The following is a 14,864-nucleotide window of genomic DNA, read 5'->3' as shown; positions in this document are numbered from 1 at the left end:
TTTTTTATGGAAATAATATGGCTACGCAACCTACTAATCTGCCAGTACCAAGCGAATCGCATCGCGACATTAAATTTAATGCAGGGAAAATTGATGAATTTGTTACGTCAATGGCTCGGAAATATATTGACCGTTTTGGCGATGCTCACTACACCATTGAAGGGCTGCGCTGGGTGGCTCAGCAGGCGATCTCAGCGTTTGGCTATATTACGCTGGACAGTTTCGAAGATGGAAACACACTGACGCTGCCAAATCAGGTTCTGCGTCTGGAAGCATCTGGGGAATATTACCGCTGGGATGGGGTATTCCCCAAGGATGTCCCTGCTGGTTCAACACCAGAATCAAGTGGCGGCATAGGAGTTGGAGCATGGGTTGGAGTAGGTGATGCGTCACTACGAGGAGATCTTGCAAGCAGCAATGATGGCAATGGCGATGAATTGGTAGTGGTGAAGCAGCCAATTTCAGGATCGACAGTGAGAACTGTTCATGACTGGCTTTCGGATATTATCACAGCTAAGGACGGAGAAAATATTTTTGCTGATGGTGTTAATAATGATGCTGTTGGTATAAATGCTTTTCTACCTGTACTGGCATCATCGCAGCGTGAACTCCTTTTAGTTCCTGGCCTCTATCTGATAAACGATGACATTACAATAGATATTCCTGTAACGTTCCAGCCAGGTGCAATCTTGAAGCCCAGAAACGGAGCTCAGGTTACGTTCAACTCAGAGATAAGAGCAGGGGGATATAAAATATTCGACACTGAGGATGATTTTTACACGTCACCTGTAGCTGTGCCATCTGTAAAGATAGCAAAAGGCGGAGTAAAACCAGAGTGGTTTGGTGCTGCTACGGTGAGTTCTTATGATGAGATTGCATCTTCTGTTAACTGCTCACCTGCATTTATGAAAGCGTGGAGGGCAACTACTGGAGAGTATACTGCGAATGTCACTGCATCATATAGACAATCAGAATATATGCATTCATATATAGAGCTTTCATCAGGTAAATACAGGATGGATAAAGAAGTTTTCCTTGGTCACACTGATTTCACACCAACAACGGTGAGATACAACAAAAATGGTGGCGGTGTTATTGGTAAAGGATCAGGGATTTCTGTTCTTGTATTCACAGATGGGGCATATACTGGGAATGCATTTTTTTCTGCTGTTGATATGTCTGGTGAAATGCATGAATTCAGATCATTTAAATGTGCATTCTATGATCCTTCAAAAGTTGGCGACGAGATGTATCAAAGCAAGGCCGGCGCAATGATGCTTTTTTCAACGATCGACTCGTTAACGACGTCAGATATCTGGGCATCTGGTGCAAAACTAGTTGTTTCAGATCCGTCAGGATTTGGTAGGGGTGGGGTCGGAGTTCAGTTTGATTCTGTTGTGGATCACCATTTCAATAATATATTAGTTGAGCATTGTGCGCATGGTTGTGCATTTAGTTCATGTATTAGTACAGGTGTTAATGTAAAAGGATTTAGAAATACATTAAGCGATCTGTCATTTGGCAATATGATTCCAGCATGGCCTGACATTATCAGTCAACACACTAAGAATGTTATCTCAATCTATGGGTTTGAGTCAAAATCAAATTCTAATTCTTCAATTACATTTGGAACCAATGATAATAATATATCTATTAATGGTGTGGTTGTAGATGGCAGAGCAGAATCATCTAGCAACGTGATTACTAAATTAATAATCACTTTTGCCACTGGTGGCGGATGCTCAGGAAATATAAGCGGATGCGTAGATAATGTTTTATATGGACTTATAAATGACGGTGGTTCAGCTCAGGCAGGTAGACCGGGAGGAACATTACATCTTGATTTCGTCGTTAATAATGTCACTGGAAGCAGTTCTTCAGAAAATGCCGTTGTAGTTTTGGATAAAACTGATTCTAGTGTTATCATGAATTTGAGCATAAATGGGACTACATTCCCAGCAATAATAAACAGGACATCTCAGTTGAGAGCATATCTAAACATATCAGATATGAACCTAACTTCTCCGGTAAGTGGATTTAGACCTATCATATCAAAAGGAGGAAATGTAGTAATGATGTCTATAAATATAGCTAATACAACCACAGCAACAGATCTTGCATATGTTGAAAATAGTACATTATTACTTCCTTCATTGATGATAACCCCCGTAACTTCTGTTTCAAAAGGCAGCGGGGGAGTGGCAAAAACAACCCAGTTAATTGATTGTTGATTATTTTCTATCTGGTGTTGATATTATTCTTGATACACCAGATAGAATTGTAATTCTTTTTATTAAAATATTGTCTGTGATATATGAAATTACAAACGATATGGATAAGCAGGTGCATATCATCATTAATGAATTATATACAATATTGCTTGTCATAAAATAAACGTATATGACATTTAGAATTGCCATGTGTATTAAGTAAACGCCATAAGTATGCTTGGAAACCTCCGTTATTAGAACGCCTCCCCTGGAAAATGAAAAGTCTGTTCGTGCAAAAAAAAGGAATATTGATGTTGATAGAATTATCATATTAATCCCTGAGTCAAAAGGCATTAAATAATGATAGTCTTTTGTTTTATAAATTGATATAACGGTTAATATATAACCAATAATAATCAAAGAAATTGATGTTATTTTTTTCATTGTGAACTTCTTGCGACCAATGTATCCACCAATGAAAAAATAAAGATACCAGTGATTTAAATATGGTAGTTCAAATTGTTTTATGTTTATATCTGTTAAATTGCTAGAGTACATATTTATCAAATATGCCATTAACAATGATATGAATAATAAATTTAAAGTTCTATCACTAACCTCATTGATAATTCTTGAAAATACTGGGGTGAATAAATACATTCCGATTATGACATAAACAAACCAAAAATGTACAGATAGAGATCCATTAAATAATTTTATGAAATAATCACTATAAATATTTAAGCTTGATGTTGATTCTCTATTCATTATAATAAAGTGAAGCAATGAATATATTAAGAATGGTATTATTATATTTACCAATCTCTTAAAATAAAATGATTTGATGGATGTTATTTTTGAGTTCAATAAGTAATATCCACTTATAATGAAAAAAACTGGCAATCCAGCCCTGAATATTGAGTGTAGAAATAGCCCTGCATAATTATTGAAATCCATTAGTCCATTTGGATTAAAGTTATATGTTGCATGTATTCCTATAACAAAAATACATGATAAAATTCTTAATGCATCTATATTTAAATTCCGTTCTTTCATAAATACCACGTATATTATATATAATGTATGCAAAATTTTTAACATTATTGCAGGTAAATGAATATCGTACAACAATTATAGCTAAAGCCCGCGCATGCAATAATAGTCTTAGTTTTCAAAATGTACCACTAGGCGTTATCATCAAGTCAGTCTGCCCACCACTCCATCATCTCCTGTCGCGTATCGATGTACTGAGCGTGATTGTATGCCCTGCGCATAGAGCTATTGCTAGCATGCGCTCGCATCTTACTCACTTAGTCGATCGCATCCATTGTTGCAAGACAATTTGAATCAATGTGAAACAGAGTGGTGCAATCACCACTTTTTTAGTGTTACCATCGTTTTACCGGGTGAGAGGCTGCTGATGTCAGTTTTTCATTTGTGTACCAGATTGTGTACCAATTTAGCGATTGTTGGTTAGATGGTTACACAACTTACTGTAAACAAACAAATTTTCTCTTTGTATGTGATCTTGCGTGTGGGTCACCACTGCAAATAAGGATATAACATGCCTGTTATTACTCTTCCTGATGGCAGCCAACGCCATTACGACCACGCTGTAAGCCCCATGGATGTTGCGCTGGACATCGGTCCAGGTCTGGCGAAAGCCACTATTGCTGGCCGTGTTGATGGTGAGCTCGTAGATGCTTCCGATCTGATTGAGCATGATGCGAAGCTCTCCATCATTACCGCGAAGGATGAAGAAGGTCTGGAGATCATTCGTCACTCCTGTGCGCACTTGTTAGGGCACGCGATCAAACAACTCTGGCCGCACACCAAAATGGCGATCGGACCGGTTGTTGATAACGGTTTTTACTACGATATCGATCTTGACCGTACGTTAACCCAGGAAGATGTCGACGCGCTCGAGAAGCGGATGCACGAGCTCGCTGAGAAAAACTACGATGTCATTAAGAAGAAAGTCAGCTGGTACGAAGCGCGTGAAACCTTCGTGAAGCGTGGCGAGACCTATAAAGTCTCCATTCTTGATGAAAACATTGCCCATGATGACAAGCCTGGCTTGTACCATCATGAAGAATATGTCGATATGTGCCGTGGCCCGCACGTGCCGAACATGCGTTTCTGCCATCATTTCAAACTGATGAAGACTGCAGGGGCATACTGGCGTGGCGACAGCAATAACAAGATGCTGCAGCGTATTTATGGTACTGCATGGGCAGATAAAAAAGCCCTGAATGCCTACCTGCAACGTCTGGAAGAAGCGGCCAAACGCGATCACCGTAAAATCGGTAAACAGCTTGACCTGTATCATATGCAGGAAGAAGCACCGGGTATGGTGTTCTGGCACAACGATGGCTGGACTATCTTCCGTGAACTGGAAGTATTCGTTCGCTCAAAACTGAAAGAATACCAGTATCAGGAAGTGAAAGGTCCGTTCATGATGGACCGTGTGCTGTGGGAAAAAACAGGTCACTGGGACAACTACAAAGATGCAATGTTCACCACCTCTTCTGAGAACCGTGAATACTGCATTAAGCCAATGAACTGCCCAGGCCACGTGCAGATCTTTAATCAGGGTCTGAAATCCTATCGCGATCTGCCGCTGCGTATGGCTGAGTTTGGTAGCTGCCACCGTAATGAACCGTCAGGTGCACTGCATGGCCTGATGCGTGTTCGTGGCTTCACTCAAGATGATGCACATATCTTCTGTACTGAAGAGCAGATTCGTGATGAAGTTAACGCGTGCATTCGTATGGTCTACGATATGTACAGCACCTTTGGCTTCGAGAAAATCGTCGTCAAACTGTCCACTCGCCCCGAAAAACGTATCGGTAGCGATGAAATGTGGGACCGTGCTGAAGCTGACCTGGCCGTTGCGCTGGAAGAAAACAACATCCCGTTTGAGTTCCAACTGGGTGAGGGCGCGTTCTACGGTCCGAAAATTGAATTTACCCTGTATGACTGCCTCGATCGTGCATGGCAGTGCGGTACTGTACAGCTGGACTTCTCCCTGCCGTCCCGTTTAAGCGCCTCTTACGTTGGCGAAAACAACGAGCGTCAGGTTCCGGTTATGATTCACCGTGCAATTCTTGGGTCGATGGAACGTTTCATCGGTATCCTGACCGAAGAGTTCGCTGGCTTCTTCCCGACCTGGCTCGCGCCGGTTCAGGTTGTGGTCATGAACATCACCGATTCTCAGTCTGAATACGTTAACGAATTAACGCAGAAACTACAAAATGCGGGTATTCGTGTAAAAGCAGACTTGAGAAATGAGAAGATTGGCTTTAAAATCCGCGAGCACACTTTACGTCGTGTCCCTTACATGTTGGTCTGTGGCGACAAAGAGGTAGAAGCAGGCAAAGTTGCCGTGCGCACCCGTCGTGGCAAAGACTTGGGCAGCCTGGACGTAAATGAAGTGATTGAGAAGCTGCAACAAGAGATTCGCAGCCGCAGTCTTCAACAACTGGAGGAATAAGGTATTAAAGGCGGAAAACGAGTTCAAACGGCACGTCCGAATCGTATCAATGGCGAGATTCGCGCCCTGGAAGTTCGCTTAACAGGTCTGGAAGGCGAAGCTTTGGGTATTGTGAGTCTGAGAGAAGCGATCGAAAAAGCTGAAGAAGCTGGAGTAGATTTAGTTGAAATCAGCCCTAACGCCGAACCGCCAGTTTGTCGTATTATGGACTACGGCAAGTTCCTTTATGAAAAGAGTAAGTCTTCTAAGGAACAGAAGAAAAAGCAAAAAGTTATCCAGGTTAAGGAAATTAAATTCCGTCCTGGCACCGACGATGGCGATTACCAGGTAAAACTCCGCAGCCTGGTACGCTTTCTGGAAGATGGCGATAAGGCTAAGATCACGCTGCGTTTTCGCGGTCGTGAGATGGCCCACCAACAGATCGGTATGGAAGTGCTCAACCGCGTCCGTGACGATCTGAGTGAACTGGCAGTAGTCGAATCCTTCCCTACGAAGATCGAAGGCCGCCAGATGATCATGGTGCTCGCTCCTAAGAAGAAACAGTAAGGCCTTCAAGTAGCAATGTCTGTGGAGCCTACGGGTTCCGCAGCCGTTGTTCGCCTACGTTTCGTTTATTAACAATGCGAAGTGGAAGTTATTAAAATGCCAAAAATTAAGACCGTACGCGGTGCTGCTAAGCGTTTCAAAAAAACCGGTGGTGGTGGATTTAAGCGTAAGCACGCAAACCTGCGTCATATTCTGACCAAAAAATCTACTAAGCGTAAACGTCACCTGCGTCCAAAAGGCCTCGTGTCTAAAGGCGATCTGGGTCTGGTTATCGCGTGCCTGCCGTACGCATAAGCCGTTAACGTTTAATTCATTTTTTTACTAAGAATATAGATACAGGAGAGCACATATGGCTCGCGTAAAACGTGGTGTAGTTGCCCGTGCACGTCACAAGAAAATTTTGAAACAAGCTAAAGGCTACTACGGTGCGCGTTCTCGCGTATACCGCGTTGCCTTCCAGGCTGTTATCAAAGCTGGTCAGTACGCTTATCGTGACCGTCGTCAGAAAAAGCGTCAGTTCCGTCAACTGTGGATTGCGCGTATCAACGCAGCAGCACGTCAGAACGGTATTTCTTACAGCAAATTCATCAACGGCCTGAAAAAAGCCTCTGTTGAAATCGACCGTAAGATCCTGGCTGACATCGCAGTATTCGACAAAGTAGCGTTCACCGCTCTGGTCGAAAAAGCGAAAGCAGCTCTGGCATAAGCCGGTGAAAAGAGGGAGCCTGGCTCCCTCTCTTTTATTTGTAGAGCAATCAATTAGTTGACAATTTATCCGTAAGCCTTTTCAATAAAGGTTGTCCGGTTTTTACCACACAAGGTAACGCAAGCATGAATGCTGCTATTTTCCGCTTCTTCTTTTACTTTAGCACCTGAACTCAGGAGGCTTGCGCGTGAAAGAAGAAACGGAAAACAGCGCCTAAAAGCCTCCCTGGTGGAGGCTTTTTTTATACGCGTCATCCTTCAAGTTGTCTCTATATTGGCTGCATTCGCTCTTTGGCCGCGTTGATACAACTTGAATGATTTTGCGTATATACGAGCGACTAGTGAATATCGCAACATAACGAGGAAAACCATGTCACATCTCGCAGAGCTGGTTGCCAGTGCAACGGCCGCCATTAACCAGGCTTCAGATGTTGCCGCGTTAGACAATGTCCGCGTCGAATATTTGGGCAAGAAAGGGCACTTGACCCTTCAGATGACAACCCTGCGCGAACTGCCGCCAGAAGAGCGCCCGGCAGCAGGTGCGGTGATTAACGAAGCGAAAGAGCAGGTACAGCAAGCGCTGAACGCACGTAAGGCCGAATTAGAAAGCGCTGCACTGAATGCTCGTCTGGCTGAAGAAACGATCGATATCTCCCTTCCTGGGCGTCGTATCGAAAACGGCGGTCTGCATCCTGTAACGCGTACAATCGACAGGATTGAAAGTTTCTTCGGTGAGCTGGGCTTTACCGTGGCGACCGGTCCGGAAATCGAAGATGACTATCATAACTTCGATGCGCTCAACATTCCTGGCCATCACCCGGCGCGCGCTGACCACGACACTTTCTGGTTTGACGCGACGCGTCTGCTGCGCACGCAGACTTCCGGCGTGCAGATCCGCACCATGAAAGAAAAACAGCCGCCGATCCGTATTATCGCCCCGGGCCGCGTATATCGTAACGATTACGATCAGACTCACACCCCAATGTTCCACCAGATGGAAGGGCTGATTGTTGATACCAACATCAACTTCACCAACCTGAAAGGCACGCTGCACGATTTCCTGCGCAACTTCTTTGAAGAAGACCTGCAGGTACGTTTCCGTCCTTCCTACTTCCCGTTTACTGAACCATCTGCGGAAGTTGACGTGATGGGCAAAAACGGCAAATGGCTGGAAGTGCTGGGCTGCGGGATGGTTCACCCGAACGTGTTGCGTAATGTTGGCATCGATCCGGAAATCTATTCCGGCTTTGCATTCGGTATGGGTATGGAGCGTCTGACCATGCTGCGTTACGGCGTTACCGATCTGCGTTCTTTCTTCGAAAACGATCTGCGTTTCCTCAAACAGTTTAAATAAAGGCAGGATAAAACAATGAAATTCAGTGAACTGTGGTTACGCGAATGGGTAAATCCGGCGATTGATAGCGATGCGCTGTCAAACCAAATCACGATGGCGGGTCTTGAAGTTGACGGTGTGGAACCTGTTTCCGGCGCGTTTAACGGCGTTGTGGTAGGTGAAGTGGTTGAATGCGGCCAACACCCTAACGCTGACAAACTGCGTGTCACCAAAGTGAATGTAGGCGGCGACCGCCTGCTGGATATCGTCTGCGGTGCGCCAAACTGCCGTCAGGGGTTGAAAGTGGCTGTGGCAACCGTTGGTGCCGTTCTGCCGGGCGATTTCAAAATTAAAGCCGCGAAACTGCGCGGTGAACCATCTGAAGGCATGCTGTGTTCGTTCTCCGAGCTGGGTATTTCCGACGATCATAACGGGATTATCGAACTGCCTGCCGATGCGCCAATTGGCACCGATATCCGTGAATACCTGAAGCTTGACGACAACACCATCGAAATCAGCGTCACGCCGAACCGCGCCGACTGCTTAGGCATCATCGGTGTAGCGCGTGACGTTGCTGTACTGAACAAAGCCCCGCTGGTTGAGCCGGAATTCGCGCCAGTAGCTGCGACCATTAGCGACGTCCTGCCGATTCAGGTCGAAGCCGTGGAAGCCTGCCCACGCTATCTGGGCCGCGTGGTGAAAGGCATCAATGTTAAAGCGCCGACCCCGCTGTGGATGAAAGAAAAACTGCGCCGTTGCGGTATTCGTTCTATCGATGCCGTGGTCGACGTGACTAACTATGTGCTGCTCGAACTGGGCCAGCCGATGCACGCATTCGACAAGGACCGCATTGAAGGCGGAATTGTTGTCCGTATGGCAAAAGAAGGTGAGACCCTGGTATTGCTGGACGGAAGCGAAGCGAAGCTGAATGCAGATACGCTGGTGATTGCGGACCACAACAAAGCGCTGGCGATGGGCGGCATCTTTGGTGGCGAACATTCCGGCGTGAACGATGAAACACAAAACGTCCTGCTGGAATGTGCATTCTTCAGCCCGCTGTCTATTACCGGTCGCGCGCGTCGTCACGGCCTGCACACCGATGCATCTCACCGCTATGAGCGTGGTGTCGATCCTGCGCTGCAACATAAGGCCATGGAACGTGCAACGCGCCTGCTGATTGATATCTGCGGCGGTGAAGCGGGCCCAGTCATTGACGTGACGAACGAAGCCACGCTGCCAAAACGCGCAACCATTACGCTTCGTCGTAGCAAACTGGATCGTCTGATCGGACACCATATTGCCGATGAGCAGGTGAGCGACATTCTGCGTCGTCTGGGTTGTGACGTGACGGAAGGGCAGGATGAGTGGAAAGCGGTCGCCCCGAGCTGGCGTTTCGATATGGAAATCGAAGAAGACCTGGTCGAAGAAGTCGCCCGCGTATACGGTTATGACAATATCCCGAACACGCCGATTCAGGCGGGTCTTATCATGGGTACGCATCGTGAAGCGGATTTGTCGCTGAAACGTGTAAAAACCATGCTGAATGACAAAGGCTATCAGGAAGTCATTACCTATAGCTTCGTCGACCCGAAAGTCCAGTCGCTGCTGCACCCGGGTGAAGAAGCGCTGCTGCTGCCAAGCCCAATCTCTATTGATATGTCGGCAATGCGTTTGTCCCTGTGGACCGGCTTGCTGTCTACGGTAGTGTATAACCAGAATCGTCAGCAGAACCGCGTACGTATTTTCGAAACGGGTTTACGTTTCGTGCCAGATACGCAGGCCAACCTCGGGATCCGTCAGGATCTGATGCTGGCTGGCGTGATCTGCGGTAACCGTCATGATGAACACTGGAATCTGGCAAAAGAGACCGTTGATTTCTATGATCTGAAAGGCGATCTGGAAGCAGTTCTCGACCTGACCGGAAAACTGGGGGACATTCAGTTCAAAGCTGAAGCGAATCCAGCACTGCATCCGGGTCAGTCTGCGGCGATTTATCTGAAAGGTGAACGTATTGGTTTCATTGGGGTTGTTCATCCTGAACTGGAACGTAAACTGGATCTGAACGGTCGCACTTTGGTGTTTGAACTGGAGTGGAATAAGCTCGCAGACCGCGTGGTGCCTCAGGCGCGTGAAGTTTCTCGCTTCCCAGCGAACCGTCGCGATATCGCAGTCGTTGTGGCAGAAAACGTTCCCGCTGCGGATATTTTATCCGAGTGTAAGAAAGTTGGCGTAAATCAGGTAGTTGGCGTAAACTTATTTGACGTGTACCGCGGTAAGGGTGTTGCGGAGGGCTATAAGAGCCTCGCTATCAGCCTGATCCTTCAGGATACCAGCCGTACACTTGAAGAAGAGGAGATTGCCGCTACCGTCGCCAAATGTGTAGAGGCATTAAAAGAGCGATTCCAGGCATCATTGAGGGATTGAACCTATGGCGCTTACAAAAGCTGAAATGTCAGAATATCTGTTTGATAAGCTTGGGCTTAGCAAGCGGGATGCCAAAGAACTGGTCGAGCTGTTTTTCGAAGAGATCCGTCGTGCTCTGGAAAATGGTGAGCAGGTAAAACTCTCTGGTTTTGGTAACTTCGATCTGCGTGATAAGAATCAACGTCCGGGCCGTAACCCGAAAACGGGCGAAGATATTCCCATTACAGCACGGCGCGTGGTGACCTTCAGACCCGGACAGAAGTTAAAAAGCCGGGTTGAAAACGCAACGCCCAAAGAAGAGTGATTTAACGATACGCAGAGTATGACGCGTATAACTAAAAAGGCCGCTATGCGGCCTTTTTCCTTTTCACTACCGAATCAGCACCGTAGAATCACCTCCATCTCTTTTCAGCAGAATGGAAAACATGCTGACTTTCGCCCATCAACAGCAGCGTCGAAACGTACGCTGGATACTGTCACTGTCAGTACTTATGCTACTGGCAACGATTCTAAGCTTGTGCGCAGGAGAACAATGGATCGCTCCCGGCGACTGGTTCAGCGCCCGCGGCGATCTGTTCGTCTGGCAAATTCGACTTCCCCGTACCCTTGCCGTTTTGCTGGTAGGCGCTGCATTGGCCTTATCTGGCGCAGTGATGCAAGCTCTGTTTGAAAACCCGCTCGCAGAGCCTGGATTACTGGGCGTATCTAACGGCGCGGGAGTCGGGCTTATCGCGGCGGTGCTGCTGGGGCAGGGGCAACTCCCCGGCTGGGCGTTGGGCCTTTGCGCCATTGCCGGGGCGCTGATTATCACGCTTATTTTGCTACGTTTCGCCCGTCGACATCTGTCTACCAGCCGTCTGCTGCTGGCGGGGGTGGCGCTGGGGATAATCTGTAGCGCGCTGATGACATGGGCTATCTACTTCTCTACCTCGTTTGACTTACGACAGCTGATGTACTGGATGATGGGGGGCTTCGGTGGCGTAGACTGGCATCAGGCTTGGCTCATGGTGGCGTTGATTCCGGTACTGGTGTGGATCTGCTGTCAGTCGCAGCCGATGAATATGCTGGCGTTAGGAGAGACTTCTGCGCGTCAGCTGGGACTGCCATTATGGTTCTGGCGCAACCTGCTGGTGGTTGCCACAGGCTGGATGGTTGGCGTGAGCGTGGCTCTGGCAGGGGCGATTGGTTTTATTGGGCTTGTGATCCCGCATATTTTGCGACTGTGCGGCCTCACCGATCACCGTGTTTTACTGCCAGGTTGTGCGTTGGCTGGCGCAATCGCATTATTGTTTGCTGATGTTGTCGCGCGTTTGGTGCTGGCCTCGGCTGAGTTACCTATCGGCGTGGTAACGGCCACTATGGGTGCGCCGGTATTTATCTGGCTATTGTTAAAAGCCGCGCGCTAGAACGCGTTGGTTCGGTCTATGATTAAAAACTGAAAATCCACCTGTTGTTCTGGAGATGCTATGCAAAACACTATCCTCGATACAGAAGTGACGACCATCGACGGCGAGGTTACCTCACTGCAGCCGTATTCCGGGAATGTGCTGTTAATCGTCAACGTTGCTTCAAAATGTGGGCTGACGCCGCAGTACGAGCAACTGGAGAATCTGCAGAAAGCCTGGCACCAACAGGGCTTCAGCGTTCTTGGTTTCCCTTGCAATCAGTTTCTGGGCCAGGAGCCGGGCAGCGAAGAGGAAATAAAAACGTACTGCAGTACCACATGGGGCGTAACTTTCCCGATGTTCAGCAAAATTGACGTCAACGGCGAGGGACGCCACCCGCTGTATCAGAAGCTGATTGATGCCGCGCCAACGGCCGTTGCGCCTGCGGACAGTGGGTTCTACGAGCGAATGGCGAGCAAAGGCCGTGCGCCGCTCTACCCGGACGATATCCTGTGGAATTTCGAGAAGTTTTTAGTGGGTCGCGATGGAAAAGTGCTGCAACGATTCTCACCGGATATGACGCCTGAGGATCCCATCCTGGTGCAAACCATCAAGCAGGCGCTGGCAAACTAATGTCTCGATTGATGCAGCTACAGGACGTCGCGGAATCGACCCGTCTCGGCCCGCTTTCTGGTGAGATAAAAGCAGGAGAGATCTTGCATTTAGTGGGACCAAACGGTGCCGGAAAAAGTACGCTGTTGGCGCGTATGGCGGGTCTGACAAACGGAGAGGGAAGTATCACTTTTGGTGATATGCCGTTGGAGGAATGGCCGGCCGCCAGGCTGGCGCAATATCGCGCCTATCTTGCGCAACAGCAAAATCCGCCGTTTGCCATGCCGGTCTGGCATTTTCTGACGCTGCATCAACCCGACAAAGCACGCACCGATCTGTTACAGGAGATCGCCGATGCGCTCGGTCTGGGAGATAAACTGGGGCGCGGCGTGAACCAACTCTCCGGCGGTGAGTGGCAGCGTGTGCGCCTGGCTGCGGTTATCCTGCAGATTTGCCCACAAGCGAATCCATTAGGTCAGCTTTTACTGCTGGATGAGCCGATGAACAGTCTGGACGTCGCGCAACAAAACGCACTGGACCGACTGTTGAGTCAGCTGTGTTTGCAGGGCATAGCGATTGTGATGAGTAGCCATGACCTTAATCACACCTTACGCCATGCGCATAAAGCCTGGCTACTCAAACGCGGGAAACTGCTTGCCAGTGGTTCACGAGATGCGGTACTGACGCCGGCCAATCTGTCTGCGGCCTATGGCGTCAACTTCCGACGTTTGGATATTGAAGGGCACAGAATGCTCATATCAACCACTTAAGTGAAATGGGTTCTTGAAAATCATATAATTTCCACGCTAAATTGGCATAAAAATAAAATTCAGAGGATTCGTACTGAATGCGCTTTTGGCTCCTTTTCATCACAGCATTGTTTTTGGCGGGCTGCAGCAGCCATCGTGCGCCTGCGCCAAATGCCCGCTTGTCGGATTCTATTGCCGTTATCGCCGGTCTTAATGATCAGCTCCAAACCTGGCATGGCACACCCTATCGTTATGGCGGTATGAGTCGTAGTGGGGTGGATTGTTCTGGATTTGTTTTGATGACGATGCGCGATAAATTCGACCTGCAACTTCCGCGCGATACGCGTACGCAATCAAAGATTGGTACCGAAATTGATAAAGATGATTTGCTGCCAGGCGATCTGGTTTTCTTTAAAACCGGGTCTGGGGAAAGCGGTCTGCATGTTGGTATTTACGATACCAATAATCAGTTTATTCATGCTTCAACCAGCCGTGGCGTGATGCGCTCGTCTCTGGATAACGTTTACTGGCGTAAAAACTTTTGGCAGGCACGACGTATTTAATCCCCCGTAACTCCGAGGCTGCCATCGAGTGCGCAGCCTTAACATCACCATTTGAAAGTTAACTTTTATTTCTGCTTTTGGTTAGACAATACCCCTGAACATTAAGAGCGTATCTTGCTAAAAATATGATTTATTCCGAGATATTAAAAAGTGCAAAGCTGGATATTCGCTTATAATCAGGATAAGCTAAAAAAAAGGATTCGATTTACCGGCTAAAAAGGGAAAAATGAAAGGGCCTCTACTTGCATCAGCAGTAACGTATTTCTCCATCCTTTGCTACAGGATGCCGGATAACACCCATGCAGCGGGGCTGGCACGATGATTGTTTCACTGGATAATCTTTACCATTCTGAGTTCTCTTTTCTTCCTGCGAGAAGCGAAAAAGGCGATCTTGAATTCGTCGATATCATCACCAGTTTCGCCAGTGCGCATGGGGATGTGCGTATACCCACCGAGCTGGTCCTACCTCGGATGTCAGACGACGAACAATGTCGTTTATTTGTAGAAAAACTAGGGTAATGACTCCAACTTATTGATAGTGTTTTATGTTCAGATAATGCCCGATGACTTTGTCATGCAGCTCCACCGATTTTGAGAACGACAGCGACTTCCGTCCCAGCCGTGCCAGGTGCTGCCTCAGATTCAGGTTATGCCGCTCAATTCGCTGCGTATATCGCTTGCTGATTACGTGCAGCTTTCCCTTCAGGCGGGATTCATACAGCGGCCAGCCATCCGTCATCCATATCACCACGTCAAAGGGTGACAGCAGGCTCATAAGACGCCCCAGCGTCGCCATAGTGCGTTCACCGAATACGTGCGCAACAACCGTCTTCCGGAGCCTGTC

At 47.6% G+C, this 14,864-nt stretch carries 14 protein-coding genes, 2 pseudogenes and 1 other annotated feature; of the genes and pseudogenes, 14 read left to right on the top strand and 2 right to left on the bottom strand.

The features are described 5' to 3' along the window. Positions 1–17: 17 nt before the first annotated feature. Entirely contained in the window at positions 18–2,231 is a 2,214-nt protein-coding gene (locus tag OGX92_RS21910; RefSeq protein ID WP_286587044.1) for a tail fiber/spike domain-containing protein, read from the top strand. Here OGX92_RS21910 and OGX92_RS21905 read toward each other — a convergent pair whose 3' ends face one another. Then, positions 2,232–3,266, bottom strand: coding sequence for an acyltransferase (locus OGX92_RS21905; RefSeq protein ID WP_191219833.1), 1,035 nt, complete (start codon positions 3,264–3,266; stop codon positions 2,232–2,234). A gap of 508 nt (positions 3,267–3,774) precedes the next feature. Between OGX92_RS21905 and thrS the strand changes: the two genes are divergently transcribed. The 13 genes and pseudogenes from thrS to OGX92_RS21835 form a co-directional block, all read left to right on the top strand. After that, positions 3,775–5,703, top strand: coding sequence for a threonine--tRNA ligase (gene thrS / locus OGX92_RS21895; protein ID WP_003832572.1), 1,929 nt, complete (start codon positions 3,775–3,777; stop codon positions 5,701–5,703). Positions 5,704–5,706: 3 nt separating this feature from the next. Further along, positions 5,707–6,249, top strand: a complete 543-nt coding sequence (gene infC, locus OGX92_RS21890; RefSeq protein WP_048997935.1) for a translation initiation factor IF-3 — start codon at positions 5,707–5,709, stop codon at positions 6,247–6,249. A 96-nt stretch (positions 6,250–6,345) separates the two neighbouring features. Further along, positions 6,346–6,543, top strand: coding sequence for a 50S ribosomal protein L35 (rpmI, locus tag OGX92_RS21885; RefSeq protein ID WP_003030583.1), 198 nt, complete (start codon positions 6,346–6,348; stop codon positions 6,541–6,543). A gap of 55 nt (positions 6,544–6,598) precedes the next feature. Continuing rightward, positions 6,599–6,955: a 50S ribosomal protein L20 gene (gene rplT / locus OGX92_RS21880; protein ID WP_003030578.1), complete on the top strand. Its 357-nt coding sequence runs from the start codon at positions 6,599–6,601 to the stop codon at positions 6,953–6,955. A 120-nt stretch (positions 6,956–7,075) separates the two neighbouring features. Beyond that, positions 7,076–7,200: a sequence feature (Phe leader region), on the top strand. Beyond that, positions 7,081–7,125, top strand: coding sequence for a pheST operon leader peptide PheM (gene pheM / locus OGX92_RS21875; RefSeq protein ID WP_001386830.1), 45 nt, complete (start codon positions 7,081–7,083; stop codon positions 7,123–7,125). (Overlaps the previous feature by 45 nt.) A gap of 124 nt (positions 7,201–7,324) precedes the next feature. After that, positions 7,325–8,308 carry a phenylalanine--tRNA ligase subunit alpha gene (gene pheS, locus OGX92_RS21870; protein WP_003832580.1) on the top strand — a complete coding sequence of 328 codons (984 nt, stop codon included), beginning with the start codon at positions 7,325–7,327 and terminating at the stop codon, positions 8,306–8,308. Positions 8,309–8,323: 15 nt separating this feature from the next. Continuing rightward, the gene (gene pheT / locus OGX92_RS21865) at positions 8,324–10,711 is read left to right on the top strand and encodes a phenylalanine--tRNA ligase subunit beta (RefSeq protein ID WP_003832581.1); all 2,388 of its coding nucleotides are present in this window, start codon (positions 8,324–8,326) and stop codon (positions 10,709–10,711) included. A 4-nt stretch (positions 10,712–10,715) separates the two neighbouring features. Continuing rightward, positions 10,716–11,015, top strand: coding sequence for an integration host factor subunit alpha (gene ihfA / locus OGX92_RS21860; protein WP_003030571.1), 300 nt, complete (start codon positions 10,716–10,718; stop codon positions 11,013–11,015). Positions 11,016–11,136: 121 nt separating this feature from the next. Beyond that, entirely contained in the window at positions 11,137–12,117 is a 981-nt protein-coding gene (gene btuC / locus OGX92_RS21855; protein ID WP_003832584.1) for a vitamin B12 ABC transporter permease BtuC, read from the top strand. Positions 12,118–12,177: 60 nt separating this feature from the next. Continuing rightward, positions 12,178–12,729 (top strand): glutathione peroxidase, encoded by a 552-nt coding sequence (locus OGX92_RS21850; protein ID WP_003832585.1) that lies wholly within the window; start codon positions 12,178–12,180, stop codon positions 12,727–12,729. Further along, positions 12,729–13,478: a vitamin B12 ABC transporter ATP-binding protein BtuD gene (gene btuD / locus OGX92_RS21845; RefSeq protein WP_008784579.1), complete on the top strand. Its 750-nt coding sequence runs from the start codon at positions 12,729–12,731 to the stop codon at positions 13,476–13,478. Before OGX92_RS21850 ends, btuD begins: the two co-directional genes overlap by 1 nt. 77 nt (positions 13,479–13,555) lie before the next feature. Continuing rightward, a complete protein-coding gene (locus OGX92_RS21840; RefSeq protein ID WP_003832591.1) occupies positions 13,556–14,020 on the top strand; it encodes an NlpC/P60 family protein in 465 nt (154 codons plus the stop codon). A 318-nt stretch (positions 14,021–14,338) separates the two neighbouring features. Beyond that, positions 14,339–14,533 (top strand): annotated as a pseudogene (locus tag OGX92_RS21835) (EAL domain-containing protein); the annotation flags it as partial. A gap of 16 nt (positions 14,534–14,549) precedes the next feature. Here OGX92_RS21835 and OGX92_RS21830 read toward each other — a convergent pair. Then, positions 14,550–14,864: pseudogene (locus tag OGX92_RS21830) on the bottom strand (IS1-like element IS1B family transposase); the annotation flags it as partial.

Source organism: Citrobacter sp. Cpo089 (assembly GCF_030332695.1).
Taxonomy (GTDB): Bacteria; Pseudomonadota; Gammaproteobacteria; order Enterobacterales; family Enterobacteriaceae; genus Citrobacter; species Citrobacter portucalensis.
This window is presented reverse-complemented; position numbering and strand designations above follow the sequence as displayed.

What these genes read in the sequence shown, in the direction of transcription:
- OGX92_RS21910 (WP_286587044.1), top strand. Translation starts at nt 18, where the DNA reads ATGGCTACGCAACCTACTAATCTGCCAGTACCAAGCGAATCGCATCGC.
- OGX92_RS21905 (WP_191219833.1), bottom strand. Translation starts at nt 3,266, where the DNA reads ATGAAAGAACGGAATTTAAATATAGATGCATTAAGAATTTTATCATGT.
- thrS (WP_003832572.1), top strand. Translation starts at nt 3,775, where the DNA reads ATGCCTGTTATTACTCTTCCTGATGGCAGCCAACGCCATTACGACCAC.
- rpmI (WP_003030583.1), top strand. Translation starts at nt 6,346, where the DNA reads ATGCCAAAAATTAAGACCGTACGCGGTGCTGCTAAGCGTTTCAAAAAA.
- rplT (WP_003030578.1), top strand. Translation starts at nt 6,599, where the DNA reads ATGGCTCGCGTAAAACGTGGTGTAGTTGCCCGTGCACGTCACAAGAAA.
- pheS (WP_003832580.1), top strand. Translation starts at nt 7,325, where the DNA reads ATGTCACATCTCGCAGAGCTGGTTGCCAGTGCAACGGCCGCCATTAAC.
- pheT (WP_003832581.1), top strand. Translation starts at nt 8,324, where the DNA reads ATGAAATTCAGTGAACTGTGGTTACGCGAATGGGTAAATCCGGCGATT.
- ihfA (WP_003030571.1), top strand. Translation starts at nt 10,716, where the DNA reads ATGGCGCTTACAAAAGCTGAAATGTCAGAATATCTGTTTGATAAGCTT.
- btuC (WP_003832584.1), top strand. Translation starts at nt 11,137, where the DNA reads ATGCTGACTTTCGCCCATCAACAGCAGCGTCGAAACGTACGCTGGATA.
- OGX92_RS21850 (WP_003832585.1), top strand. Translation starts at nt 12,178, where the DNA reads ATGCAAAACACTATCCTCGATACAGAAGTGACGACCATCGACGGCGAG.
- btuD (WP_008784579.1), top strand. Translation starts at nt 12,729, where the DNA reads ATGTCTCGATTGATGCAGCTACAGGACGTCGCGGAATCGACCCGTCTC.
- OGX92_RS21840 (WP_003832591.1), top strand. Translation starts at nt 13,556, where the DNA reads ATGCGCTTTTGGCTCCTTTTCATCACAGCATTGTTTTTGGCGGGCTGC.